The organism is Micromonospora sp. NBC_01405, assembly GCF_045040155.1.
Taxonomy (GTDB): domain Bacteria; phylum Actinomycetota; class Actinomycetes; order Mycobacteriales; family Micromonosporaceae; genus Micromonospora.
Genome location: NZ_CP109532.1, coordinates 1,704,953 through 1,730,368, shown reverse-complemented (window position 1 = coordinate 1,730,368; position 25,416 = coordinate 1,704,953). Strand labels below are relative to the sequence as shown.

Annotated in this window: 15 protein-coding genes, 1 tRNA gene and 1 pseudogene; 6 read left to right on the top strand and 11 right to left on the bottom strand. The window is 66.5% G+C overall.

Features of this window, described 5'->3' with window-relative positions:
* Positions 1-155: 155 nt before the first annotated feature.
* A complete protein-coding gene (locus OG559_RS06630; RefSeq protein WP_405113475.1) occupies positions 156-359 on the bottom strand; it encodes a hypothetical protein in 204 nt (67 codons plus the stop codon).
* Positions 360-536: 177 nt separating this feature from the next.
* On the opposite strand from OG559_RS06630, the gene pglX reads away from it, so the two are divergent.
* The 3 genes from pglX to OG559_RS06615 all read left to right on the top strand — a co-directional run bounded on the left by pglX (position 537) and on the right by OG559_RS06615 (position 5,622).
* Positions 537-3,812 (top strand): BREX-2 system adenine-specific DNA-methyltransferase PglX, encoded by a 3,276-nt coding sequence (gene pglX, locus OG559_RS06625; RefSeq protein ID WP_405113473.1) that lies wholly within the window; start codon positions 537-539, stop codon positions 3,810-3,812.
* A 111-nt stretch (positions 3,813-3,923) separates the two neighbouring features.
* Entirely contained in the window at positions 3,924-5,336 is a 1,413-nt protein-coding gene (locus tag OG559_RS06620) for a hypothetical protein (RefSeq protein ID WP_405113471.1), read from the top strand.
* 174 nt (positions 5,337-5,510) lie between these two features.
* A tRNA-Ser gene (locus OG559_RS06615) sits at positions 5,511-5,622 on the top strand.
* Positions 5,623-5,650: 28 nt separating this feature from the next.
* On the opposite strand, the pseudogene OG559_RS06610 reads toward OG559_RS06615, so the two are convergent.
* A pseudogene (locus OG559_RS06610) lies at positions 5,651-6,076 on the bottom strand (tyrosine-type recombinase/integrase); the annotation flags it as partial.
* Positions 6,077-6,124: 48 nt separating this feature from the next.
* Positions 6,125-6,865 (bottom strand): hypothetical protein, encoded by a 741-nt coding sequence (locus OG559_RS06605; protein WP_405113469.1) that lies wholly within the window; start codon positions 6,863-6,865, stop codon positions 6,125-6,127.
* 661 nt (positions 6,866-7,526) lie between these two features.
* Here OG559_RS06605 and OG559_RS06600 point away from each other — a divergent pair.
* On the top strand, positions 7,527-8,279 hold the full coding sequence (locus OG559_RS06600) for a proline hydroxylase (protein ID WP_405113467.1): 753 nt from the start codon (positions 7,527-7,529) through the stop codon (positions 8,277-8,279).
* A gap of 134 nt (positions 8,280-8,413) precedes the next feature.
* Entirely contained in the window at positions 8,414-9,733 is a 1,320-nt protein-coding gene (locus OG559_RS06595) for a peptide ligase PGM1-related protein (protein WP_405113465.1), read from the top strand.
* A 289-nt stretch (positions 9,734-10,022) separates the two neighbouring features.
* Here the strand turns inward: OG559_RS06595 and OG559_RS06590 are convergent, their stop codons facing one another.
* From OG559_RS06590 to OG559_RS06555, 8 genes are all read right to left on the bottom strand, one after another.
* Positions 10,023-11,051 carry an isocitrate/isopropylmalate dehydrogenase family protein gene (locus OG559_RS06590; protein ID WP_405113463.1) on the bottom strand — a complete coding sequence of 343 codons (1,029 nt, stop codon included), beginning with the start codon at positions 11,049-11,051 and terminating at the stop codon, positions 10,023-10,025.
* Positions 11,052-11,076: 25 nt separating this feature from the next.
* On the bottom strand, positions 11,077-12,228 hold the full coding sequence (locus OG559_RS06585) for a pyridoxal phosphate-dependent aminotransferase (protein ID WP_405113461.1): 1,152 nt from the start codon (positions 12,226-12,228) through the stop codon (positions 11,077-11,079).
* Between the two features lie 14 nt (positions 12,229-12,242).
* Positions 12,243-12,869 (bottom strand): 3-isopropylmalate dehydratase small subunit, encoded by a 627-nt coding sequence (gene leuD, locus OG559_RS06580; protein WP_405113459.1) that lies wholly within the window; start codon positions 12,867-12,869, stop codon positions 12,243-12,245.
* 8 nt (positions 12,870-12,877) lie between these two features.
* Positions 12,878-14,275 carry a 3-isopropylmalate dehydratase large subunit gene (gene leuC / locus OG559_RS06575; RefSeq protein ID WP_405113457.1) on the bottom strand — a complete coding sequence of 466 codons (1,398 nt, stop codon included), beginning with the start codon at positions 14,273-14,275 and terminating at the stop codon, positions 12,878-12,880.
* Positions 14,272-15,459 (bottom strand): LeuA family protein, encoded by a 1,188-nt coding sequence (locus OG559_RS06570; protein ID WP_405113455.1) that lies wholly within the window; start codon positions 15,457-15,459, stop codon positions 14,272-14,274. The genes leuC and OG559_RS06570 overlap by 4 nt, the downstream gene beginning before the upstream one ends.
* A 20-nt stretch (positions 15,460-15,479) precedes the next feature.
* Entirely contained in the window at positions 15,480-16,601 is a 1,122-nt protein-coding gene (locus OG559_RS06565; protein WP_405113453.1) for an NAD(P)/FAD-dependent oxidoreductase, read from the bottom strand.
* A gap of 72 nt (positions 16,602-16,673) precedes the next feature.
* Positions 16,674-16,883, bottom strand: coding sequence for an MbtH family protein (locus OG559_RS06560; RefSeq protein ID WP_405113451.1), 210 nt, complete (start codon positions 16,881-16,883; stop codon positions 16,674-16,676).
* 44 nt (positions 16,884-16,927) lie between these two features.
* Positions 16,928-18,985, bottom strand: coding sequence for a non-ribosomal peptide synthetase (locus tag OG559_RS06555; protein WP_405113449.1), 2,058 nt, complete (start codon positions 18,983-18,985; stop codon positions 16,928-16,930).
* A 432-nt stretch (positions 18,986-19,417) separates the two neighbouring features.
* Between OG559_RS06555 and OG559_RS06550 the strand changes: the two genes are divergently transcribed.
* Positions 19,418-25,411, top strand: a complete 5,994-nt coding sequence (locus OG559_RS06550; RefSeq protein WP_405113447.1) for an amino acid adenylation domain-containing protein — start codon at positions 19,418-19,420, stop codon at positions 25,409-25,411.
* The last annotated feature ends 5 nt before the right edge of the window (positions 25,412-25,416 follow it).

Genomic DNA, 25,416 nt, shown 5'->3' with positions numbered 1-25,416 from the left:
GAGTACGAGGTACCGCGTACCCACCACGGTGATCAAAGGGCTATAGCAGGCCGGGCGAGGACTTCGGCACCCGACTGGGACCTGCCAACGAGCGCTGCTGGGCCGTCAGGTCCAGCAGCGCTCGCGTGCGGCTCATCGGCTGCGCATCCAGAGTCTCAGGGCCGGCCCGGCGACGAGGTGAGGAACGCCGCTATCGCCAGCAGGAGGAGCACGGTGCCGGTGAAGCTGGCGGCTCCGGTCAAGATCCCGTCGACCGGATCTTTCGAGCTCATCCCTGTAAGCAGCCCGGTGGCCGCGCCCACCATGAGGCCGAAGATGATGATCACCGCGAGCCAGAGGGGGCGCGTCGGAGGAGTCATTGCCGATCCGTCCTTTCGTGGCCTCCGGCTGTTCCCGGATGCTTGTGGGGCATCGGGGCACGTCAGCGCCTGTCGATGGCGAGCGGCGTGCGGCGGAGAGGGGAAGCTGTGAGGGTAGAGTAGCGGAAGTTCTAACACGGTTCCAAAAACCAGGAGGCGAGTCTCAGCGTGTCGACCGTGGAGCTATCCACCCATCTGCGCCGGCTGGTGTGGCTTGTGGAAGAGGACCTTCGCACGTCCCGGACCGACGAAGCCTCGGACGTACGGTTCGGTCAAGCAGCGGTCGGCTGGGTCCTAGGTGCCCTGTTTGTGCGGTTCGCGGAGGACAACCGCCTGATCGATGGACCGTCGCCACCTGCGGTGCCGGGCCAGCAGCTGCCGTGGCTCCTCTCGCGGTTCGAGGCTTTCGCTGCGGTCGATCCGGGAACCGGGCTGTTCGAGCGCGGGCAGAACGCGCTCTTCGACCTGCCGATCTCAGAACAGATGGCCAGCCAACTGGTCTCTTTGTGGAACCGCACCGACGCGGCCGGAGCCAAGGGGCATGACCTCGCCGCCGCGGACCTGAATACCCGCTTCCTGGGCGACCTCTACCAGGTCATCGATGAGAGTGCCAGCAAGCAGTACGCCCTGCTGCAGACGCCTGCCTTCGTCACCGAGTTCATCTTGGATCTCACGCTTGAATCTGCCATCCAGGAGCGTGGGCATGAGGCCCTCCGTCTGATGGATCCGGTCTGCGGGTCGGGGCATTTTGTCCTGGGGGCATTCACGCGGCTGTTTTCCGCCTGGCGGCGGGCCGCTCCCACGGTTGCTGTCGAGGATCTGGTCGCTCGTGCGCTGCGCTCCGTGCACGGGGTGGATCTCAACCCTTTTGCCGTGGCTATCACCCGGTTCCGCCTGCTCATGGCTGCGCTGCGCGCGTGTGGCGCCACGAGGCTCAGCGAGGTTGTCGGGTTCGACTGGCGGTTCTCGGTAGCCGTCGCCGATTCGCTGGTCGAGGACCCCTTCGGCGGCGACTACGACGTGGTGGTGGGCAATCCGCCCTACACCACCGTCCGGGACAAGATCCTCGACGAGGTCTACCGCGCCCGGTACGACGCCTGCGTCGGCAGGTACGCCCTCACGATTCCCTTCTCGCAGAGGCTTTTCCAGTTGGCGCGGCCCGGTGGACATGTCGGTCAGCTGACGTCCAACTCGTTCATGAAGCGCGAGTTCGGTCGAAGGCTCGTCGAGGAGTTCTTCGGGCACCGGGTCGCGCTCACGCACATCATCGACACTTCGGGCGCGTTCATTCCAGGCCACGGCACGCCCACCGTCATATTGATCGGACGCAACGAGCCGCCTCGTGACGCGGCGCCGGTGCTCACCGTGACCGGTCTGCGTGGCGAGCCGGCCGTACCGTCTGATCCCGCTCGGGCGCCGGTCTGGCGATCGTTGCTGCGACAGACGGCCCATCCTGGTCACGCCGACACGTGGTCGGCGTCTCGCTACGTCAGCCAAGAACAACTGCGCTCGTTTCCGCTGAGGATTGCGACAACCGAGGCGGACGAGGTCCTTGCACAAATCGCCGGTGCGCCACGTCGGCTGAACGACTATGTGGTCCGAATCGGATACTTCGCCAACACGGGGTCGGATGACATCTTCACCGCACCACGTCACACCTTCGCGACGCTGGGAATTCCTGCTGATGACGTCCTCGTAGGCGTAATCTCCGGCTCCGAGGTCCGGGACTGGAACGCCCGGGCCGACCACTACGCTTTCTGCCCGTACGATTCATCAGGCAACATCATCTCGATCGAGCAGCATCCCGCGCATCTACGACGGCTATGGCCGTACAGGCTGGTGCTACAAAACCGCCCATCCGGGTTTGAGGGGTCTCCCAAGAACGGCGGAAGGCCCTGGTACGGCTGGCATCAGTTCGTCGGCCGGAGGGGCATGAACGACCAGCTGATCACGTATTCCTGGATCGCCACCCACAACCACTTCGCCTCCCTGCACAGGGATGAGGTGCCACTGCAATCCGCGCCGATCATCGAGCTCCCCTCCGACGCGCCGGCACAGCGACGAACCGACCTGACAGCATGGCTCAACAGTTCTTCGGTCTGCTTTTGGTTGAAGCAGGGCAGCAACAGCAAGGGCAAGCCGGGTCTCGACCAGACCGGCACCGGCGAACACTGGGACGCCTTCTATGAGATCGCCGCCACCCGGCTGCGTGACCTCCCGTTGCCCGAGAAGCTGCACTCCACGTACGCCGATGAGTTGGACCGGCTCGCCCGGGAGCTGTCTGAGGCCGGTCCGGCGGCGGTCCTCAGCCGCCAGTCCCCGAGCCGCGAAGGCTTCTCCACGGCTCGCTCCCGTTGGGAAGCCATCCGCGCCCGTATGGTGGCCCTGCAGGAGGAGCTGGACTGGGAGGTCTATCTCCGGTATGGCGTAGCCGAGGACGAGGGCCTGCTGGCCGCTGCCTCCGCCGTTCCGGCGTTGAGCTTCGGCGAGCGAGCCTTCGAGATCGCCATGGCCCGACAGTTGGTCGTCGGCGAGCTGGACACTGCTTGGTTTGTGCGGCACGGCGGCCTTCCGACCACCGATCTGCCCGCGCACTGGCCGGCGCCCTACCGTGAGGTGGTCAAGCGGCGCATCAATGCGATACAGCAGGACAGGCGGTTGCGGACTCTGGAAAGGCCGGAGTTCAAACGACGGTGGGCCTCCACGGGCTGGAACGTCATGGAGGTCGATGCCCTGCGAACCTGGTTGCTCGACAGATGCGAGACGGCCGAGCTCTGGTACGACGACGCAAACGGCGCAAGGCGTGCGCGACCGTTAACGATTACGAAGCTCGCCGAGCTGCTGGGCGAGGATCCGGCGGTGATCGAGGCCGCTGAGCTGTACGCACCGGGCCAACCGCTGGTCGACGTCGTGAGGGGTCTGTTCGCAGACGAGGTCGTTCCGTATCTCTCCGCCCTACGTTATCGAGATTCAGGCATCGCGAAGCGCGCTGAGTGGGAGGAGACGTGGCGGCTGCAGCGGGGACAGGACCTGGGTCCTCCCGCGCCGGTCTCGCTGCCTCCGAAGTACAGCAGCGCAGATTTCCTTAAGGCGAGCTATTGGCGACACCGCGGCAAGTACGACGTGCCTGGCGAGAGGTTCGTGTCCTATGCGCGCTCGGGAGGCGCCATCAAGGGCGCCATGGTGGGGTGGGCCGGCTGGCCCGTCGAGGACCAGGCGATGGTGTTGTCCGACCTCGCGTCAGCCGCGCTGACTCGCGATGACGCTGTTCCGCTGCTCGCCGGTCTGCTCGAGTTGCTGCCGTGGGTGAAGCAATGGTGTAGCGACCAGCAGTACCGGAGCCACCGCACGCTGCTGGACGACTTGATGGTCCGGTGGGTTGCCACGGAGGAGGAGCTACGCGGTTGGCGTCCCCCGAAGTCGAAGCGCGGGCGTCCCCGCAAGCACGGCTGAGCGATGTAGTGGGGGCCGGGTCGCGTTCGGCGTCGCGGGCGTTTGCTATGACTCGTGCATCCTCAGCCGGACGGCTCTCCAGTTAGGACTGGGCTTGGGTATTCTGCGCGGGTGTCCGAGATCACAGGCTTCGAACAGGTCCCCTCTCACCTGTGGCAGTACGCGCAGCACCAGGATTTCCTGGCCGACGCGGCCCAGGAGACGAAGCGCTTCCTCACGGAGCTGGCGCTGGACGCCAGTATTGACGTCCACCTCGTGGAGGCACGCCCCAAGACTCTGGCCTCGTACATGGTGAAGTCGGAGAAGGCGAAGGACGACGGCACACCGAAGTACACCGACCCCGCAGCGCAGATTCATGACTGCGTAGCTGCCCGCGTGATCGTCTACACCACCCGGGCGCGCAACGATCTGGCAGACCTCATCGTGAGCCGCTGCGAGTTCCGGGAACGGCAGAATCCTGGCGACACTAAGCACAACGGCTACGACAGCGAGCACATCGTCATCTCCGGCATCAAGGATGCCGACGTGCACTGGCGCTTCGGGGCCCTCGTGAAGTTCCTCGGCAAGTACCAGGGCCTGGAGATCCAAGTGCGCAGCGTGGCGGGTCACGCGTGGGCGGAGTACGAGCACGACATTCGCTACAAGTCTGGCGCGTACCAGGAGCTGACGCCCGAGGACAAGGGGCGGGTGGATCAGTACTTCGTCGAGGCTGGTGGCATGCGCCGGTACATGGACGAGATCTTTGACAGGATCGAGGAGCTGCTTCGGCCGCAGGACGTCGGCGACGCCGCCCCGACAGACGAGCCTGTGATCCGGGTGGGTGAGCCGTCGCCGGAGGCGCTCGACCCAACTCCCTTGGACGTGAATACGTTGAGCGAGCTGATCGCCGAACGCTTCCCGAGGGACGAGCCGGGAGACCTGCCGTCGCTCGTTGTGTTCGTCGAGCAGCTAGCCGCGCTGGGCGTCACCACGATCGGCCAGCTGGAAGCGGCGCTTTCCAATCTCGATGAGGGCCAGATTGCCCGGCTGATGGACTACCCGACCGATACCACTCGGGTCCGGAAGTTGGACGATGAGCTGCTTGCCGTCTTCCTCGACCGCTACGTCGAGGCCGCCGAGGAGACCGACCGGCGGCAACTGCTGCGCTTGCGGCTCCGCCGGGTGCGTGGCCGGTTCGCAATCTACTCTTTGGAAGGGCTAGACGGCACGCAGCGGCCCGTTGCCGCCGCGCGAGCCGTGCGCGACCTAGTGAAGCTCGTCGCGGAGCGCGAGGGCACCGCGGCGACGACGATCAGGGGCGCCGTCGGCACGAACCAAAGCGACGTGACCCCGGGATGGTTTCCCAAGAAGGTCGAGACCTCCGCTGGCCCCGTGTACGTCGCAACGAACCTTTCCCGCTCCTACGCTGAGACCCTGATGTGCGAGTTAGTATCACGGATTCCCGGCTCAGGCGTGCGGGTCAAGCGGGCCGGCGACCTCCTCTTTGAGGCGCCTCCAGAGAATTCGGTGGCGGACTCGGCTTGAGTCCCGCCGCCTCTTCGTCGCCCCCGATCTGCTCGAGTCCGACGATAGTCCCGCGGGAGCTCAATCGCAGTTGCTTTGCGCAACGGGCGCATCGGTGGGTGCTCCGCGGGTGCTCGGCAGCCGTGGACCGGCCGGTACCTGGATGGACGAGTGGGCTAGGGTTACGGCGGAAATGGGCCGCAAGCGCGAACAGACGGACTGCTGCGACGCCATTGGACGTAACGAGCCGACCAAGATCAACCTCTTAATCCGCGGGTTCGGGGTTCGAGTCCCTGGCGGCGCACCAGCAATGATAAGGCCGCATAGCCACCTGGCTATGCGGCCTTGATCTTTGGGTGTCGAGTGGGTGTCACGGGGGCGCGGTGCGCCGCCGGGCCAGGTTGCCGCCGGATTCTCTTGCCTGGCAGTGATTTGGACTGTCGGCTGGCAGGTGTTGCTGCGGTTCGTGGATGTCGGGGGGGTGTCCGGTGCTTGCGGCCGGGTTTGCGGGCTGCGGCGGCCAGGACGAGGCGGGCGGTTGCTCCGGCGACGGTGAAGTGCAGGTCGAGCAGGACGCTGGTGTAGGTGTCGGCGGTGAGCACGATGCTGGTGTGGCCGAGTTGTTCCTGGACGGTTTTGAGGTCGGCGCCGGCGGAGTGGGCGAGGTCGGCTGCGCCGTGACGGAGGTCGTGCAGACGTACGGGCGGGAGACCGGAGCCGATCACGAGCCGGTGGAAGCAGCGGGTCAGGTGGTCCCGGTGGAGAGCCTCCCCGTCCGGCGTAGCGGCGGGGAAGTCGAGGGTGTAGAGCTACACCACCGTGCCAGTACGGCACAGGAGCTTGAGATGGTCAAGCCGCAGTTCCTGAGTGCGGTCTGCTGCTTTGCTGCTCACCCAGGACAGCACCTTTTCGTTTGGCGCACCGCGCGACGTCCCGGCGGTCACCTCGTGTCCGTCTGACTTCACGATCTTCTCGATCATGCGGGCTAGTTCCGCAGGGCCGCCGCCCTTGTAGCCCACGCTGTACCCAACTCCCCGCGCCTCGGGGAGGAAGTGCAGGGTGCCCTGGTCGGTACGTACCCAGATCGTGTGTGCCTCGTGGTCGATGATGAGCCTCTCGAGGCGTTCCTTCTCGGGAAGCGCAAGAGGGGTAAAGGTGTGGTGCCGCCAGTTTTCGTGGTTACCACTGACCGTGCGGTAGTGGTTGGCGGCGACGGGCAGCCACGTCACGGGGTCGTGGAAGGTCCGCCAGCAGACGCACCCATCGCGGGCAACCGCCGAAGGTGAGTCGGGATCGTCGTAGACGCAGGCGTGCCAGAGACTTGGGGCATCGGCCTTGCCAACAAGGGCGACATGGAGAGCGTCAGGATCGCACGGCGTAAGCCTGTTGATCCACTCTGCGGCATACCGGCTGGTGCATGTTTCGATGACCTTGCCGGAGTTGAGGCCGCTGCCCGGCCCGATCGGCGGTTCGATGTAGAGGACGAAGTGCCAGTAGCCCCGGCCGGGGTCATATGTGAGGTGTAGATCGCGGCCGTGCTCGTACGTCATCGGGATCTGGTCTCCTTCCCAGAGCAGCAACCCCAGAGCAGCAACGGCGGATCCCGTTTGTGGTACGTCCGGTTCGGATCTTCCTGTGACGGACTTTACACTGACAGTAGCTACTGTCTTCAATGTGGGCACCTCTGGTTGGCGCGCGTGTCGCACGGCTGCGACAGCGCCTGGACGCTCTCGCCAGCGTCGCCCTCGGCCTCCGGAGCCGCTGGCCCCTTTGGCCGGGGTTGCCGGCAGGCGGGGACCTGCCGAACTGAATGCGCCGCGACCACCTGTCGGCGCTGAACCGGCTGCCGCACGAGGAAGGCCGAGGTGAGGACCAACGCGATCCGGAGAAGGTGGCGCAGTACCTCCTCGGACGTCTGATCGGCTGCACGTGGCCGCTGACGACACCGCGTAGTGCGCACCCGCCCACCCGCCTTACTGGTGCATCCGGCGTCGCCGCAGAGCCTGACGAGAGCAGTACCAGGCCAGTCAGCCGACCGCCGGACCTGGCACAGCCAGGGACGAGGCAGGCGGCGATGTGCCATGAACCTGTCCACGAACGGGCAGGGGCAACGGTCAACATCAAGTCACCGCTCTCGCACTGAGCCGATGGGACGACGACTTCATGACTCTCTCCGTGACAGCCGAGGATCCGCTATTCAGCGAGGAGGTCGTGACCGAACTGACCAAGGATCATCTGGTTCGGCTGGCCACAGGAACCCTTGCCTGCGTGCACGCCCGCCCATTCCTGCCCGCCGAACTGTGGGCGGATCTGGCCGGGCTGGTGGGCCGGATGCCGTTGAGTGCGGTAAATCCGGAACGGGTCAACCCGCCTGTGCTGCGGTTCGGCCCGACGGTCAACGACTTCGTCACCGATGGCCAACTCGATCCCGGCTACTGGACGCACGTCGAGTCGGCGCGCACGGCGTGGGAGGCGGCCGGCCTGGACCTCGACCCGCTCCGGATCTGCCTGGAGCGGCTCGGCGAGGTGTGGGGCAGGCCGCCGGAGGCGGCCCGGATAGCGGGTCGCCCGGTCATGGCCGGCACGATCCGCGAGTCGAATGGCGGGCTGCGGGTTCACTTCGACGACGTGGCACGGGAATTCCCGCACGGGCTGTTCGACCACAAGCTCGTCGCCCAACTGGCGATCAACGTCTACCTGATGATGCCGTCCGTCGGGGGTGAGACCACCATCTGGCGCCGCACGTGGGAACCCACGGACGAGGCGGCCCGGATCGGATTCGGCTACGACAGGGAGGTGGTGGCGGGCGTCCAGTCGGTGACGGTGCGACCGGAGCCGGGCGACGCCCTGGTGTTCAACCCGCGCTTCTACCACTCCGTGGCAGGCGGGCGGGACGGGCGCAGGGTGTCGGTCGCCATGTTCATCGGCCTCACGACTGATGGGACTCTGGCGATGTGGTCATGACAACGCGAGCCCGCGTTGCCTCCGCCGAGGAGATTCGTCTGGAGTTCGCCAGAAGACACCCGCGACTGCCGATGTTCACACCCACGGGTGGAACAGTGGTCGTGCTTCCCTCCCTCACCCTTTCGCCGAGGGAGTTGGCACACATCGAGGGTTACGCCCGCTACGAGGAGCGACTTCTGTTCCTCCTACTCATGTTGCGTGAGCCCACCGTCTCCTTGATCTTCCTGTCCTCGATGCCCGTCGACGCCGCGGTCGTCGACTACTACCTCAGCTTCCTGCCCGATCCGGCGGGCGCCCGTGCCCGGCTGCGGATGATGCCGGTGGGCCTGGCCGAGAACACCGAACTGTGCCCGTTGACGCACAGGATCCTCGCCGACCCCGCGATGTGCCACGAGATCGTGCTGGCGGCGGGCGGCGATGCCTGGCTGTTTCCCTTTGTCGTGACCGAACACGAGGAACGGCTGTCGGAGATCACTGGCCTTCCGGTGTACGGCGCGCCTGCGCGGCTGGCCGCCCTGGGGACGAAGTCCGGCAGCCGAGCAATCGCGGAAAGCGCTCGCGTCGCAACGGTTCCCGGCACGGGGGGATTGGCCAGCGCCGAGGATGTAGAGGCTGCCGTGGCTCGACTGGTCGTGGACGGCCCGGTCATGCTGAAGCTGGACGATGGATATGGAGGCCTCGGTAACGCCATCGTCGAAGCCATGCCGAACGGACGCCTGGCCCAGGCCCGGATCAGGTTCACCGCACCGGATGAGACCTGGAAGTCGTTCGCGGCAGAGGTTTCCGCACGGGGCGCGACCGCGGAGCGGTACCTCACGACGCCGGGTCTCCGCTCGCCGAGCACGTTCGCCAGCATCACCCCGGACGGGACACCCGAGGTGATCGTCACCCAGGATCAGGTCCTCGACGGAATGGTCTACGTGGGATGCCGCTCCCCCGCGGACAGCCGGTACCGATCAGCGCTACGCGCCGATGCCCGACGCGTGGTGGATGCCTTGTCCGCACGCGGTGTCATCGGCCTGTTCAGCCTGGATTTCCTGGCGGTCGAGCATGGTGGCTGGGAAATCCTGTTGTGCGAGACCAACCTGCGTGCCGGTGGCACAACGCACCCGTTCGGTACGACGTTGCTCGTGACCGGTGGTTCCGTTGACGGCACCACCGGCCAGGTTGTCGACGGCGGGCGCGCCAAGGCCTACGTCGCCACGGATCACCTGTGGGTTCCCCATTTCCGCGGCTGCCGCCCCGCCGACGTCATCGACCGTCTGGGCGCCACCGCTTTCGACCCGCGCCGCGGAACTGGCGCCGTCCTGCACCTGCTGGGCGCCGCGTGCGTGTACGGCAAACTGGGAATCACCGCGATAGGCGACACTCTCGGTGAAGCCGAACAGGTCTATCAGGACAGCCGTCGAGCACTCGGTGCGGCCGACGGACCAGGGCTGCAGCAAAGCCATTAGGTGATGCCGAGTGGTGACAGGGGCCGGCTGCTGTCGCGGGCGTGGTGGTGATTGGCGGCGGAGATGTTGGTGACGCCGGCGGTGCGTATGCGCCGATGGCGGCGTTGCCGCTCAGGGACGAGATCAGCGATGGTGGCCGGGCGGGCATGACTCACGTCAGACGATCAACAAGGTGTAGCGAACCTCGATGATCTTCTGAACGGTCCTGCCCGCCCGGCTACCCCGGACAGCTCACGACTCTGCCGGGGCCCTGGGTCGGCTCCCGAGCCCACTCGGCTCGTCGTGGGTGTTACCGAAGTTCGGCGCGAATCGCGGCACCAGCCTCCTGGGTGCTCAACGAGCCACCGATGTCGGGCGTGCAGCGCCCTGCTGACACCGCTGTCGAAACCGCTCCACGGATCGCCAGTGCGGCCTCGGAGAGGCCGATCCCCTCACAGAGGAGCGCGGCGCTGAGGATCGCTCCAACGGGATTCGCCTTTCCCTGCCCCACGATGTCCGGTGCGCTGCCGTGGACCGGTTCGTACACGCCGAATCCGCTCTTCGGGTTGAGGTTCGCCGATGCCGCCATGCCGATGCCGCCGGCCAACTGGGCGGTGAGGTCGCTCAGAATATCACCATAGGAATTGTTGGTCACGATGACGTCGAACGCTGACGGGTCGGCGATCAGTTTCATCGCCGCCGCGTCCACGTACAGGTGGGAACAGTCGATGTCGGGACGCCGTTCGACCGCGTCGCGCCAACAACGCTGCCACAGTTTCCCGCCGTTGGGAACGGCGTTCGACTTGTCCACGAGGCACACCGATTTTCGCGCTATCGAGAATGCGTAGTCGAGCACGCGTGACACGCCGCGGTAGGTGTTTATGTCCTCGTCGATCGCGATCTCGTCCGGCGTGTCGGCACGCACCCTGCCGCCGACTCCGACATACAGTCCCTCGGAATTTTCTCGCACGATGACGCAGTCGACGTTCCGGCGACGTTCGTCCCGCAAGGGGCTCAGCCGGGCGTCCCACAGGAACGCTGGTCGATGGTTCACGTACAGATCGAGCTCGAAACGCATCTTGATCAGCACGCCCCGGCCGTACTCCGAATTGTTGATGCCGGGAGCACCGATGGCACCGAACAGCACCGATTTCGCGGAGCGTATCCGTTCGAAGTTCTCCGGGGACAGGCCTGCTCCAGTTTTCCGAAACGTGGCGGCGTTGACCTCGTCGAGATGGTCGAATTCGAGTCCGAGCTGCAGTTCGTCGAGGACCTTGACGGCCTCGTCCGTCACCTCTGGTCCGATTCCGTCACCGGGTATGACAGCGATCACCGTCACTGCGATCTCCTCAGAAGCGTAGCCGTCACCGCTTGGGTTCCAGGGTCGCCAGACGCCCCTGCGCGGTGTCGAGATATGCATGCGGTTTGTTGAACGCGATACGAACGAAGCCGGAATCTGATGTGCGGTCGGACAAAAAGAGTTGTCCCGGCGCGAGGAGAACACCCAGGTCGATCGCGAGCCTGCGAACGAAGGACCGGCAATCCTCCCGGCCGTATGGCCCGAGTTCGGCGACGACATAACAACCGCCACGGGGAGACGTGCAGTGCAACCCCACGCCGCGGAAGACGCGCAGCGCCTTGTCCCGCAGCTGCTGAAGATCCGGCCGTGGATCCCAGTCTTTCCCGTCAACCGATCCCGAACGGGCCACGGCCTGTTGCAGGGGCACCGGAGCCCCACCCGTCAGGCCGATGTGGATGCTGCGCAAGGCGCGGGTGAGTGCGGGGGCCGCACGAAGGAAACCGATTCGCCAGCCACTGATGGCGTGGCTCTTCGAGAAACTGCCGACGACGATCGCACGGTCCCGTAGTCCCGGCACGTCCGCCGCTGAGATGTGCTGTCCACCGTCGTAGACATATGACGCGTACACCTCGTCGGAAATGACCAGCAGATCGTGCCGCTCACACAGTTCCGCGATGACTGCCCACTCGTCTTCCTCCAGCACATGGCCAGTGGGGTTGTTCGGCGTGTTCACCAGAATCGCCCTGGTACGGGGACCGATCGCGGCGGCGAGTGTCGTGGCGTCCCACCGCCAGTCGGGCGGCCGGACCCGGACGAATCTCGGCACGGCCGCGGCCGTTGCGATCGAGACCAGGTAGGGCTCGAAGAACGGCTCGAACACGACGATCTCGTCACCCGGATCGAGGACGCCGAGCATGGCGACAGCCAGCCCTTCGGCCGCTCCCACCGTGATGGTGAGCTCGGTGTCCGGATCGGCTGGTGTCCGGAACGACTGGCCCAGTACCGCCCGGAGCTCCCCGTTGCCACGCATGTCGCCGTATTGGTTGTTTCCGTCTCGCAGCGCGGCACACGCCTGGTCGATCATCGCCTTCGGCGGCCGTGGCCATCCGGGGGTGCCCAGCGCGAGGTCCACCGCGCCCATCCTGCGGCCCGCCTCGATCAACTCGCTGAGGCCTTCGGCAGGTATTCGGGCCAGGCGACGCGCGCCGGTGGACATGGGCGCTCCGCTTGTCACCGTGTGTCCGCCTTGGCTTGCCTTGATCCACTGCCTCGTGGGATCTCAGGAAGCCACGATGGCCGACCCCGCTCGTAGTCCGCGATGTCCGGCGCGTTCTGCAGCGTCACTTCGATGGTGTCGAGTCCGTTGAGCAGCAGCCAGCGTGCCCGGTCGTCGATGCTGAACGACCAACGGTCCTGGCCGGCCGCCACTTCGCACTTCGTCAGGTCGACACCGATCTCGAAGGCTGGATCGGCTTCGGCACGGTCCATCAGCGACGCGACGGCTTCTTCCGGCAGGACGACCGCCAGCAGGCCGTTGCGCAGTGCGTTGCGGTGGAAGATGTCGCCGAACCGGGTCGAGACGACCACCACGAATCCCCACTCGCGCAGCGCCCAGACCGCTTGCTCACGCGAGCTTCCTGTGCCGAAGTTCGTGTCCGCGATCAGCACCGTCGCGCCTTCGTGTTCCCTGGAGTTCAGGATGAAGGCGGGATCCTTTCGCCACCGCGCGAACAGGGCGTCCGAGAGGCCGTGCCGCGAGATTCGCTTGCCGAACTCGGCCGGGATGATCTGATCGGTGTCGACGTTGCTGCGCCGGAGCACCATTGCCCGGCCCGTGTGTGTGGAGAACGGTTCCATGCCTACTCTCAGACCAGATCGTGTGGGGCGGCGAGCCTGCCGGTCACCGCCGTTGCCGCCGCGACGGCGGGTGAGACCAGATGGGTACGGGCCCTGCCACCCTGGCGCCCCTCGAAGTTCCGATTTGACGTGGACGCCACCCGTTCACTGCCGGAGATCCGGTCCGAGTTCATGCCCAGGCACATCGAGCAGCCGGGCAGGCGCCACTCGGCACCCGCCGCCTTGAAGACCTCGTGCAGGCCCTCCTGCTCGGCCTGGACGCGCACCCGGCCGGAGCCAGGGACCACGAGCATCCGGACACCGGGTTTGACCCGGCGGCCACGCAGGATCTCGCCCGCCGCCCGTAGATCCTCGATCCGCCCGTTCGTGCACGAACCGATGAACACCGTGTCGATCGGGATGTCACGCATCCGCGTGCCCGGCCGGAGGTCCATGTACTCGAGCGCGCGCTCGGCGCTCGCCCGCTCGACCGGGTCGGTGAACGACTCGGGCGAGGGCACCGCCGCGTCGAGCGGAAGGGCATGCCCGGGATTGGTTCCCCACGTGACGTGCGGGCTGAGCCCGGCGAGGTCGATACGGACCACACGGTCGAAGGCGTCCGGGTCGTCCGTCACCAGCGTCTTCCAGTCCGACACCGCGTTCTGCCAGGCCGCACCGGACGGCGCGTAGGGCCGGTCCCGCAGATAGGCAAGCGTCTTGTCGTCCGGGGCGATCATCCCGGCACGCGCGCCAGCCTCGATGCTCATGTTGCACATGGTCATCCGGCCCTCCATGGACAACGAGCGCACCGCCTCACCGCGGTACTCGATGAGGAAGCCCTGGGCACCGTTGGTACCGATGGTGCCGATGACCGCGAGGATGATGTCCTTCGCCTCGGTTCCCGCCGGGGGCAGCCCGGTGAACTCGACCGCCATGGTCTGGGGGCGGGCGACCGCGAGCGTCTGCGTGGCGAGCACGTGCTCGACGTCGCTGGTTCCCACGCCGAAGGCGAGTGCGCCAAGGGCGCCGTGGGTCGACGTGTGGCTGTCGCCGCACACCACCAGCATGCCGGGCTGCACCAGGCCAAGTTCGGGACCGACGACGTGCACGATGCCCTGGCGGGCGTCACCCATGGAGTACAACTCGATGTCGTTCTCGGCGCAGCTGTCGCGCAACGCGTCGATCTGCGCCCTGCTCGCGTCGTCCGCGATGGTCAGCGAGTGGGTCGGCACGTTGTGATCCTCGACCGCGAGCGTGAGTTCCGGGCGACGGACTCTGCGGCCGGAAAGCCGCAGACCCTCGAATGCCTGGGGCGACGACACTTCGTGGATCAGATGCAGGTCGATGTAAAGCAGGTCAGTCCGTTCGTCCAGTTCTCGGACGACGTGGCGCTGCCACAGCTTCTCGGCCAGAGTCCTACCGGTCATCGGGCCGACTCCGCAACGTTCGCCATCTCGGCGAGGATCTCCGCACGCAGGACACTCAGCTCGACGCAGTCACCGTCGGCACGACCGTTGACGTACTTCTCGTACAGCAGGTCCACCGTGTCGTGGGAAAGGTCGAGCTTGGCCTGTGCGGCGACGTGTCGCAGCACCGCGCGGCCGGAGTGGCGGGCCACCAGCAGCTGCGACTCACGACCGAACCGGCCCGGCTCGACGTACTCGTAGGTCAGCGGGTTCTGCAGCATCCCCTGCTGGTGCATGCCCGCCACGGTGGCGAAGGCGTACGTGCCGAACAGCGCCTTGTTGCGTGGCTCTTCGAGTCCGATCGCCGCACGGATCGCTGAGTAGACGTCGTACATTCCCTCGGTCTTGACGTCGGTCGTGGCCCCGTAGACCTCACTCCTGTACGCCAGCAGGCCGACGACCTCCTCGAGTGCCGTGTTGCCCGCACGTTCGCCGATGCCGCCCAGCGTCACCTGGACCTCGTCCGCGCCGGCCTCGACAGCCGCCATGGTGTTGGCCAGTGCGAGTCCGAAGTCGTTGTGGCAGTGCACGGTGAGGCTCGCCGATGCCGGTGCCCACTCCCGGACTGTCGCGACCAGCTCGCCGAATTCGCCCGGTGTCGAACACCCCATCGTGTCCCCGACGCCGACCTGGGTCGCACCGGCTTCCAGCGCGGTCTCGACGGTGGCGCGCAGGAGGTCGAGCGAACCGCGGCTGGAGTCCTCCATCGCCAGGGTGATGAACGGGACGCCGAGTGACGAGGCCAGCGAGATGGCGTCGTGCAGCTCACGCAACGCGACGTTACGGGTGATGCCGCGCTTGTGCTCGAGGTGGATCTCGCTGGCGGTGGCGATGACCTGCAACTGGTGGTTCTTCGTGCCCGCCGCCTCGACCGCGGTTTCGACGTCACTGCGGGCCGCCCGGCACAAGGTCGCCACCCGCGCGGTGGTGAGTGCCTCGGAGATGAGGCGGGTGGCCTCGACGTCCTTCGCCGACGAGGCAGGGAATCCGGCTTCGACGGCGTCGACGCCGAGTGCCTCGATCCGCAGGGCGAGGTCGAGCTTCGTCTGCGGACTCATCGCGTTGCGCGGGGCCTGCTCACCGTCACGCAGGGTGGTGTCGAAAATCGAGATGCGCCGCGGTGTGCGGCCGGTGTTGTCAGTCATCCCAAGCTCCTCGTTGGTGGTCACACGACGTTCATTTCGCGACGGCTTGCGGCGCCGGCGAACCGGCCCGCGTGGAAGCCGCTGATGTCGGTGAAGGTCGGTCGCTGCAGGTAGAGGTCACGCAGGACCTCGCCGGCGGCGGGGCCCATCATGAAGCCGTGCCCGGAAAACCCGGCGGCGTAGAGGAATCTGCCGTCACCGCCGGTTCCGATCAGTGCGTTGTGATCCGGGGTCATCTCGTAGAGGCCGGCCCAGCCCGTGGTGAGACCCACATCCGCGAGCGCGGGTGCCCTGCGCTGCACGGCCGCGGCGACACCCGCCAGCCAGCCCTCCGACCGGTTCAGGTTGAACCCGGGCTGTTCATCCGGATCGGACATTCCCAGCAGCAGCCCGGCGCCCTCGGCGCGGAAGTAGAATGCGGTGCCGAAGTCGATGGTGAAGGGTGTCGCCGGATCGAGGCCGTTCACGGGTTCGGTGAGCACGAGCTGCCGCCGCAACGGGACGACAGGCAGGTCGACACCGGCCCATGCGCCCACTTCGCGAGACCAGGCACCAGCCGCGCAGATGACCGTGTCGGTTTCGATCCGGCCGGCCTCCGTGCTGACCGCGATGATCCGATCCCCGTCGCGCTCGATACCGGTCGCGGCACAGTTGGTGACCAGCCGCGCACCGAGCCTGCGGGCTGTGGTGGCGAATCCGAGCACCACCGATTCGGGGGTGCAGTGTCCGTCCGTCGGCGAGTACACCGCCGCCAGGAGCCCGTCGGTGCCGATCAACGGCGACAGGCGCTGCGCCTCGGCGACCGAGATCATCCGGCTGGGCACGCCGAGGTCGTTCTGCACGGCGACGGCTGCCTCGAACTCGGCCACGGTCTCCGGCTGGTCCAACAGGAACAGGTAACCCACCTGACGTAGGTCGATGTCCTGGCCGAAGCGTTCGCCGAAGCGTTCGTACGTCTCGAGACTGCGCGTCGCGAGCTCGATGTTGACGCGGTCGGAGAACTGGGCGCGGACTCCGCCCGCCGCACGGCAGGTGGATCCGGACCCGAGAGCACCGCGCTCGATCAGCACGACGTCGCGCACTCCGGCGGCGGCCAGATGGTACGCGGCGCTGACTCCGATTACTCCGCCGCCGATGATCACGACGGACGCCTTCGATGGAAGTCCGGTCATTTCACGCCTCACAACCCACGTGCCATTGAATGTCCAGCCTGCTCAGGGGTTCGCCATTCGCTCACGCAGACTGCGCGGCCGCATGTCGGTCCACACCGTTTCGATGTGGTCGAGACAGTCCTGCTTCGAACGGGCCGCTCCCACCGCCTTCCAACCAGCCGGAACTTCGCGGCCCTCCGGCCAGATCGAGTACTGCTCCTCGTCGTTCACGACGACGAGATAGGACTGGTCGGTATCCTCGGTTGAGTTCATCTGCCTGCTTTCCTTTCCATCCTTCGGCAGGGGTGGTCCACGGCCTAATGCTCGGCGAGCCGCCGTTCCATCTCGTCGTCGGACATCTCGTCGACCTGACGGGCCAGCCGGGTGACGGTCTCGATCCGCTCTGGCGTACCGGCGTGCCGCACCACGTCGGTGAACGACGCGATCGTGGGAGCGCCGAACAGGGAACGGGCGGACAGGGCGACGTCGAAGGTCGCGTTGACGCGAGTGATCACCTGATGCGCGCGCAGAGAATGCCCGCCCAACATCAGGAAGTTCGCATGGATGTCGATCTGACCAGGCTCCGGCAAGTCCAGCACCAGCGCCCAGATCGTGGCGATCACAGCCTCAAGCGGATCTTGTGGCGTGTCGACACCGGATGGCTCGGGCACCGGAAGACTGCCGACGTCTATCTTGCCGTTGGACGTGACCGGAAACCGTCGAAGCGGCACGAGGCTTGCCGGAACCATCTGGCTCGGCAGGTGATTCACCAGATGTTCGCGTACGGCGGCGACGTCGATCACGCCGTCCGTCGCAGGAGTGACATAGCCGACGAGGTAGGTGTTCTCACGCTCGTCGACGTGCGTGGTGACCATGGCGTCGGCCACCGCCGGGTGTTCCCTGAGCCTGGCTTCGATCTCGCCGGTCTCGATGCGGACACCGCGAATGCTGACCTGACTGTCGATTCGCCCGACGAACTCGATCGCCCCGTCGGGGCGATAGCGGGCGAGATCACCCGTGCGGTACATCCGCTCACCCGGCCGGGTGGCGAACGGATCGGGAACGAATCGCTCGGCGGTCAGGCCCGGGCTGCCGAGATACCCACGGGCAAGGCTCGTTCCGGCGATATGCAGTTCACCGGAAGCCCCTGTGGGGAGCGGCCGCAGGGCGTGGTCCAGGATGTAGGTGCGCACGTTGTCGATCGGCCGCCCGATCGAGGGTGCCCGCCACGAACCGGTGCGCGGCGGGACGACACCGGCCGTGGTGACGACGCTGGCCTCTGTCGGTCCGTAGTGGTTGATGAGCTCATATCCGGCGTCGGATCGGGGTCGCTCGCCGAGCTTGTCGCCGCCGGTGAGCAGGGCCCGCAGCACCAAGCCTGGCGGGGACGGCAGCTTCAGGACCTCCGCGGCGAGCGGAGTCGGCAGGAACGTGACCGTGATTCGATTGTCCGCCAACCAGTTCAGCAGCAGGTCGGGCCGTAACCGCTCGTCGTCCCCGGCGATGTGCAGGGTTGCTCCGGCGGCCAGCGCGGGCCAGATCTCCCACACCGACGCGTCGAACCCGACGGCGGCACACTGTCCGATGTGGTCGGTTGCGTCGATCCGGTAGGAACCCAGGTGCCACGACACCAGGTTGGCGAGGCCCGCGTGCGCGACCGCGACACCCTTCGGCCGACCCGTCGATCCGGACGTGTAGATGACGTACGCGAGATTGCCGGGATCCGTCGGAACATCGACCAGACCAGGGCCTCGGCTGTCCGGGTGGAGGACTCGTACGCCCTCGGGGACGGAGAGCCGTGCACGGACGTCGTTCGTGGTGATCAGGATGGGAGCGCCACAGTCCGCCAGCATGTATTCGAGGCGTGCGTCGGGGTGCTCCGGATCCAGCGGTACGTAGGCGCCGCCCGCCTTGAGTACGGCCAGCATGGCGATGACCAGTTCGATCGAGCGCGGCAGGCAGATCGACACAGTGACCTCCGGGGCCACGCCTGCCTCACGCATACGACGAGCCAGCCGGCCGGCGTTGGCGTCGAGATCCGCGTAGGTCAGCGACCGTGTTCCGTTCGTCACGGCGACCGCGTCCGGGTGCGCTGCGGCTTGTGCCGCGACCCGTACATGGACCGGAATGACGGGCCGTGGCACCTCGGTCGCGTTCCACTCGACGACCTGCCGGTGGTACACCTCGGGGTCCGGTACGGGTAGGCCGGGATCTTCGGCGGCGGTGGTCCGCAGCACGGAGGAGACGTCGGTGCCCGCTGTAGACCTGGGCTCGGCGTTCTTCGCGTGCCCGCTGAGCATCCTCAACGGACCGACTGCTTCATCGACGGGCTTAGGCATCACGGCTTCTTTCGCGTGGCGTCGCTGCTCGCTCATGGTGGATCGCGCGCCTGATGTGGCACGGACGATCGGAGGTCGCCGCGATCAACGGCGCAGGCGTCGGTATCTGCTGGTGATCGCGACCCGTGCCGGATGGGGTACGGGTAACCTACGGAATGCCTGTCCGGGCGGCGGGGGAGAGCGGCGTGGCGGGGTGCTCGGGTGCCGGACAACCGGCGGGCTGCCGCCCGGACCGTCGCCGCTATCCCCGTACTCGACCCGTAGCGGTCCCATGCGCACCAGATTGCAACGTGCCCGACCAGCGGTGTCGTCGCAGTCGGCTGACCACGAACGTGTCGATGTCGTACCAGCACGCAGAGCCATAGTGGGCACCGAACCTGGTGAATCCGCCTCACGCGGCGTCGGAAGCGAGGGCATCGCAGGATGAGTGCAGTCCCACAAGCTCAATCGGTCGCAAAGAGACAACGGTTGCTGGACCTCTTGCTCGCCGGAGAAGGCCACTCGAATCGGATCACTCCGGCCGACCGGACTGAGAACCTGCCGCTCTCATTCGCCCAGCAACGGCTGTGGACCCTCGATCGCCTGCTGCCTGACCGCTCTCTGTACAACGTGCCATTTGCCTACCGGCTGCGCGGCCCACTGGACCGCTCCGCATTGCGGAATGCGTTCACGGGCGTGTGCGCCCGCCATGAGGCGTTGCGGACCACCTTCGCCGTGCGTGCGGGAACCCCCGTTCAGGTGATCGGCACCTCCCGTCCCGTCGATATCCCGGTGGTGAGTCTGGCCGGGATGCCGGACAGGGAAACCGAAGCCGTCCGCCTGGCCATGGCCGAGGCCAGGGTTCCTTTCGACCTGGAAACTGGCCCGGTGATCCGGCTCAAACTGATCGAACTGGCCGCCGACGACCACGTCCTGCTGATCACGGTGCACCACATCGCGACCGACAGGTGGTCGCTTGGTGTGATGTTCCGGGAGATCACCACGTTGTACGCCGCAGCATGCGACGGGGCCTCGCCGGCCTTGCCGAAAGTCGCCGTGCAGTACGCGGATTTCGCCGTCTGGCAGCGCCGGACGATGTCCGGTGATCGCATGCGGCGGGATCTCGACCACTGGAGCGACCGCCTGAGCGGAGCACCCCAGATGCTCACCCTGCCCGCGGATCGGCAACGCCGCGCCGTGCCGTCCTTCGGCGGCGCGGAGCACGTTCTCACCGTGCCCGTGCGGAACCTGGCGCGGTTGCGGTCAGTCGCTGCGGCACAGGACGCGACGTTGTTCATGGTGCTGCTGGCCGCGTTCAAGCTGCAGCTTTCCCGGTACTCTGGCGAAACCGACATCGTCGTCGGCTCTCCGGTCGTCGGCCGTGGCCACGTCGAGCTGGAGCCGCTGATCGGCTTCTTCGTCAACAACGTGGTGCTCAGAACCGATCTTGCCGGTGATCCACCGTTCACCGAACTCGTCAGGCGGGTCCGTCACACCGCGCTCGACGCCTACGAGCACCAGGAACTGCCGTTCGAGAAGCTGGTGAACGAACTGCAGCCGACGCGCAATCTGAATGTGCATCCGTTGGCCCAGGTGAACTTCCAGGTCTACGAACCGCAGAACCTCGTTTCGGCCCGGCTTTCCTCGGCGGGGCAAACCTCCGAACACGGCGACGATCTGACCTTGCCTGGCCTGCACGTCGAGTCCATGCCCGTCGCGACGCACACGAGCAAGTTCGATCTTTCCATCATATTCCGCGAAATCGGTCAGGATTTCGTCGGACAGATCGAGTACTCCACCGATCTGTATGACGAGTCCACCATCGAACGGTTCGCCAACAATCTCATCGCCCTGCTCGACGGAATCGTGGCCCGCCCGGACAGCAGGCTGTCCGAACTGCCGGTGATCGCCGAGCGCGAGCGCGTCCGTGTCCTGGACGAGTGGAACGACACCGACCGGCCCGGCGCGGGTGGACGCTGCCTGCACGAACTCGTGCAGGCGCAGGCAGAACGTACTCCGGAGGCGGTCGCGGTGATCGCCGACGACGTCCGGCTGACCTATCGAGAGCTCGACAACCGCGCCAACGCGCTGGCCCATCACCTGCGTGCGCTCGGTGCAGGGACCGAGTCGACGGTCGGTGTCTGTATCGAGCGGTCCGCCGAGGTCGTCATCGCCGTTCTCGCCATCCTCAAGGCTGGCGGCCTCTACCTGGCGCTCGACCCGGACCAGCCCGCGGACAGGATGGCTTCGCTGCTCACCGACGCCGGTGCGTCGATGCTGATCACCCGGTCCCAGCCGACCGCCATTGCCGCGGTGGACGGCATCGGAACCTACGTCTTCGATCGCGACTGGGCCATTACCGAGAAATACCCCACGACGCCGCCAGCCGACACCACCGTGCCGGAAAACCTCGCATACGCCATCCACACGTCGGGCTCCACCGGCCGTCCCAAGTGTGTCGTCACGCCACACGTCGGCATCGTCAACTACCTCACCTGGTTGCAGGCCGAGCACAAGCTGTCCGCGCAGGACCGTGTGCTGCAGAAGGCCCCGTTCGGCTTCGACGTATCCGTGTGGGAGATCTTCTGGCCGCTCAGCACCGGAGCCGCAGTGGTGCTGGCACGGCCCGGAGAACAGGGAAATCCGAAGTACCTCGCCGACCTGATCAGGGACGCGCAGATCACGGTCGCACATTTCGTGCCGTCCATGCTGCGGTTCTTCGTCGCCGAACCCGCAGCCGCGGAATGCGCGAGACTGCGTCTGGTGATCTGCGGTGGCGAGGCCATCACCACGGACCTGGTGAACCGCTTCCACCGAACCTTCGATGCCGTGCTGCACAACCAGTACGGGCCCGCCGAAGCCTCCATCCAGGTAACCGGGTGCAACCTGCGGCCAGGAGACGAGAAGGCCTCGCTCGGTCGCGCCGTGTGGAACACCCGGTTGTACGTCCTCGACGCCGCCGGGAGCCCCGTCCCGCAAGGTGCGGCCGGTGAGCTGTACCTCGCGGGTGTCCAACTCGCCCGTGGCTACCTCCACCAGCCGGGCATGACCGCCGAACGCTTCCTGCCCAATCCCTTCGGCGCAGCCGGGAGCCGGATGTACCGCACGGGCGACCTCGTCCGGTGGCTCCCTGACGGGACGCTGGAGTTCCTCGGCCGCGCCGACCACCAGGTGAAAATCCGTGGCGTCCGGATCGAACCTGGCGAGATCGAGAGCCACCTGACGGCTGATCCCGCCGTTCGCCAGGCGATCGTGGTAGCGAGGCAGGACTCCTCTGGCGACAAGCGCCTGGTGGCCTATGTGGTCCCGCACGACGCCACGGACCCCGGCCTGTTGTCCGCGGCACTGCGTGCCGACCTGTCGGGTCGCCTGCCCAGTTATCTGGTGCCTTCGGCGTTCGTCGTCCTCGACTCCCTGCCCCTCAACCGCAACGGCAAGGTCGACGTGGGCGCACTTCCGCTGTCCACCGATCCGGCCGACCGTCCGACGATGGTCGCACCGCGCACGGAGGCGGAGCGGATGCTGGGCGAGGTGTGGCAGACGGTGTTGCGCGTGGACGAAGTGGGCGTGCACGACAACTTCTTCGCGCTCGGCGGTGACTCGATCCGCGCGATCGAGGTGATGTCGCTGGCTGCGGCTTCCGGGCTGCGGCTGCAACCCAACCAGCTCTTCCAGCACCAGAGCCTCGCCGAACTGGCCGCGGTCGCAACCGAGGCGGACGACGAAGACGTGGCCGTGTGCCTGCCCGAGCAGGGCGAGGTTACCGGGCCGGTACACCTCACCCCGATCCAGCGTTCCTTCGTGTCGGTTGGCGACCCCCGCCGGGACTACCAAACGCAGTACCTTGCGTTGGAGATCACGGCGGACCTACCCGCCGAGATCATCGGCACCGCCATCGACCATTTGGTCCGGCACCATGACGTGCTCAGGACGAGATTGGCCTTCGACGGCGAGGCCTGGACCCAGACTGTGGAGACATACCGGCCGGAGGACCGGCTGGTACGTGCCGCTGTGGACGATCTGGACGTCGGCGCCCTGCTGGACGACTACGCGACAAGGGCGGCCGAATCCCTCGACCCGGTGGCGGGCCGGATGGTGCGAGCGGTGTACCTGGAGCGTCACGGCGCCAGGCCCGTGCTGCTGGTGATCATCCACCACCTCTGCGTGGACGCCGTCTCGTGGCGCATCCTGACCGAGGATCTCGATTCGGTGTGCCGTCAGCTCCTGGACGGTCGGACCGACCCCGTGCTGCCCGCCAAGACCACCTCCTTCCAGGCGTGGGCTGGACGCCTGCACGACCTGGCCGGATCTCCCGAACTGGCCGACGAAGCACGCCAGTGGCGCTCAATGCTTCCCCGCGAGCTGCCGTCCCTGCCTCGCGACGGTGTGGTGACGTCCGATCGACGCACCTACGGCGACACGGAGCAGTTCGAATCCATGATCTCCCATGACACCACTCGTGCCTTGATCGAGGAGGTGCCCGATGTCTACCGGACCCAGGTCAACGACGTGCTGATGACCGCACTGACGCTGGCGTTCGGCACATGGACCGGTTCGCCACGGCTGTTGGTGGATCTGGAGGGTCACGGCAGAGAACCGCTCTTCGACGACGTCGACCTCACCAGGACCGTCGGCTGGTTCACCTCGGTCTTTCCGGTGTACCTGGACCTCCCCGACTCCGCCGACGTCGGCGGTTGCCTGATCGCGGTGAAGGAAACGTTGCGCGCGGTTCCCCGCCGCGGCATCGGCTTCGGCCTGCTACGGCACGTCCGCGCGGACGAACACCGCATCGACGATCTGCCGCAGGCCGAAGTCCTGTTCAACTACCTCGGCCGGATCGACACCCCCTCTGGCGGGGACGCCCTGGTCCGCCAGGTACCGGATCCGCTGCGGGCTGGAAACGCACCGGGCCGGCCTCGTACCTACCCGGTCGAAGCGTATGCCCGGATCCAGGACGGGCGCCTCGTGGTGCACTGGTCGTACGATCGCACCCTCTACGACCGGAGCCGCGTCGAAGGCGTCGCCGGCGACTTCACCAGGGCGTTGGAACGGATCGTCGAGTTTTGCCGCCTGCCGGACAGCGGAGGGCGCTCGGCGTCGGACTACCCGCTCACCGGCCTGTCGACAGCGGACCTGAAGCGGCTTTTTGGTTCCTGCCGTGGCATCGAGGACATCTATCCGTTGTCCACGTTGCAGACCGGAATCTTGTTCCACACGCTCACCGCGGCCAACGCCGACGTCTACCTGACGCAGGCGAGCTGGGATCTCGGTGACATCGACGCGGACGCGATGGCCCAGGCCTGGCAGGAGGTAACCCGCAGGACCGCCATGCTGCGTACCCGATTCACGTGGAAAGCCGTGTATCCGGCGCTTCAGGTTGTCGAGCGCGATGTGCACCTCCCGATCACGCGTCTGGACTGGTCGGACCGCGATCACGCGCAACAGCGGACGGCACTGGAAGACCTGCTCGACGACGGCAGGCGGAACACGTTCGATCTCGGACGAGCCCCGATCGCCCGTGTCACACTGATCAAAAGTGGTCCCGCGAACTGGCGCATTCTGCTGGAAACACAACACATCCTGTTCGACGGCTGGAGCATCACCATGCTCATCGGCGACGCGCTGGCTGTGTATCAGGCTTTGGTCGCCGGCGCGGAGTTGCGGCTGCCTGCCCGCCGTCCGTTCCGGGATTTCATTGAGTGGCAGGGGGATCGACAGGCAGGCGCGGACGAGAGGTACTGGCGGAGCTACCTCGCGGGGTTCACTGAACCGACGAGGCTGCCCGTTGAGCCGTCCGACGCCACCGGGTACGGCGTGCACCACCGGGAGCTTCCGGCGGAGTTGTCCCACGCGGTGCAGGACTGCACACGACGCCTGCGCATCACCCACAGCACGCTCTTCCAAGCCAGCTGGTCGCTGATGCTCAGGCGGTACACGAACGCCACCGACGTGGTCTTCGGGGCGACTGTGTCCGGCCGCGCCGACGTGCCGGGGATGGAGCGGATGATCGGCCTGTTCATCAACACGCTTCCTGTCCGCGTCCGGCTGGGACGTGGTGATCAACGGCTCGAAGACTGGCTGCGGGAGATGCAGACGGACTGGACCCGGATGCCGTCCGAACAGACCTCACTGGCGGACATCACCGCATGGAGCGAGATTCCGCCGCGGCAATCACTGTTCGACAGCATCGTGGTGGTCGGAAACTACCCCGTGGACGATCCGGTCCGGACCGCGCTGGGTGGCATGTCCGCGCGAACTCTGCGGGTTCGCGAGATGAACAACTACCCGCTCAGCCTGATCGTGAACGGTGGGGAACCGTACGAGTTTGAGATGCAGTACGACCGCAGCAGATACAGCCCGGCCATGATCGAGGACATCGATAGGTGTGTCACCGCGGTTCTGCAAACGATCGTCACCGACACCGACGCGACGATCGCTGAACTGATCACCGCAGTCGGTTACCGCCCGCCGCCAATTTACTGAGCCTT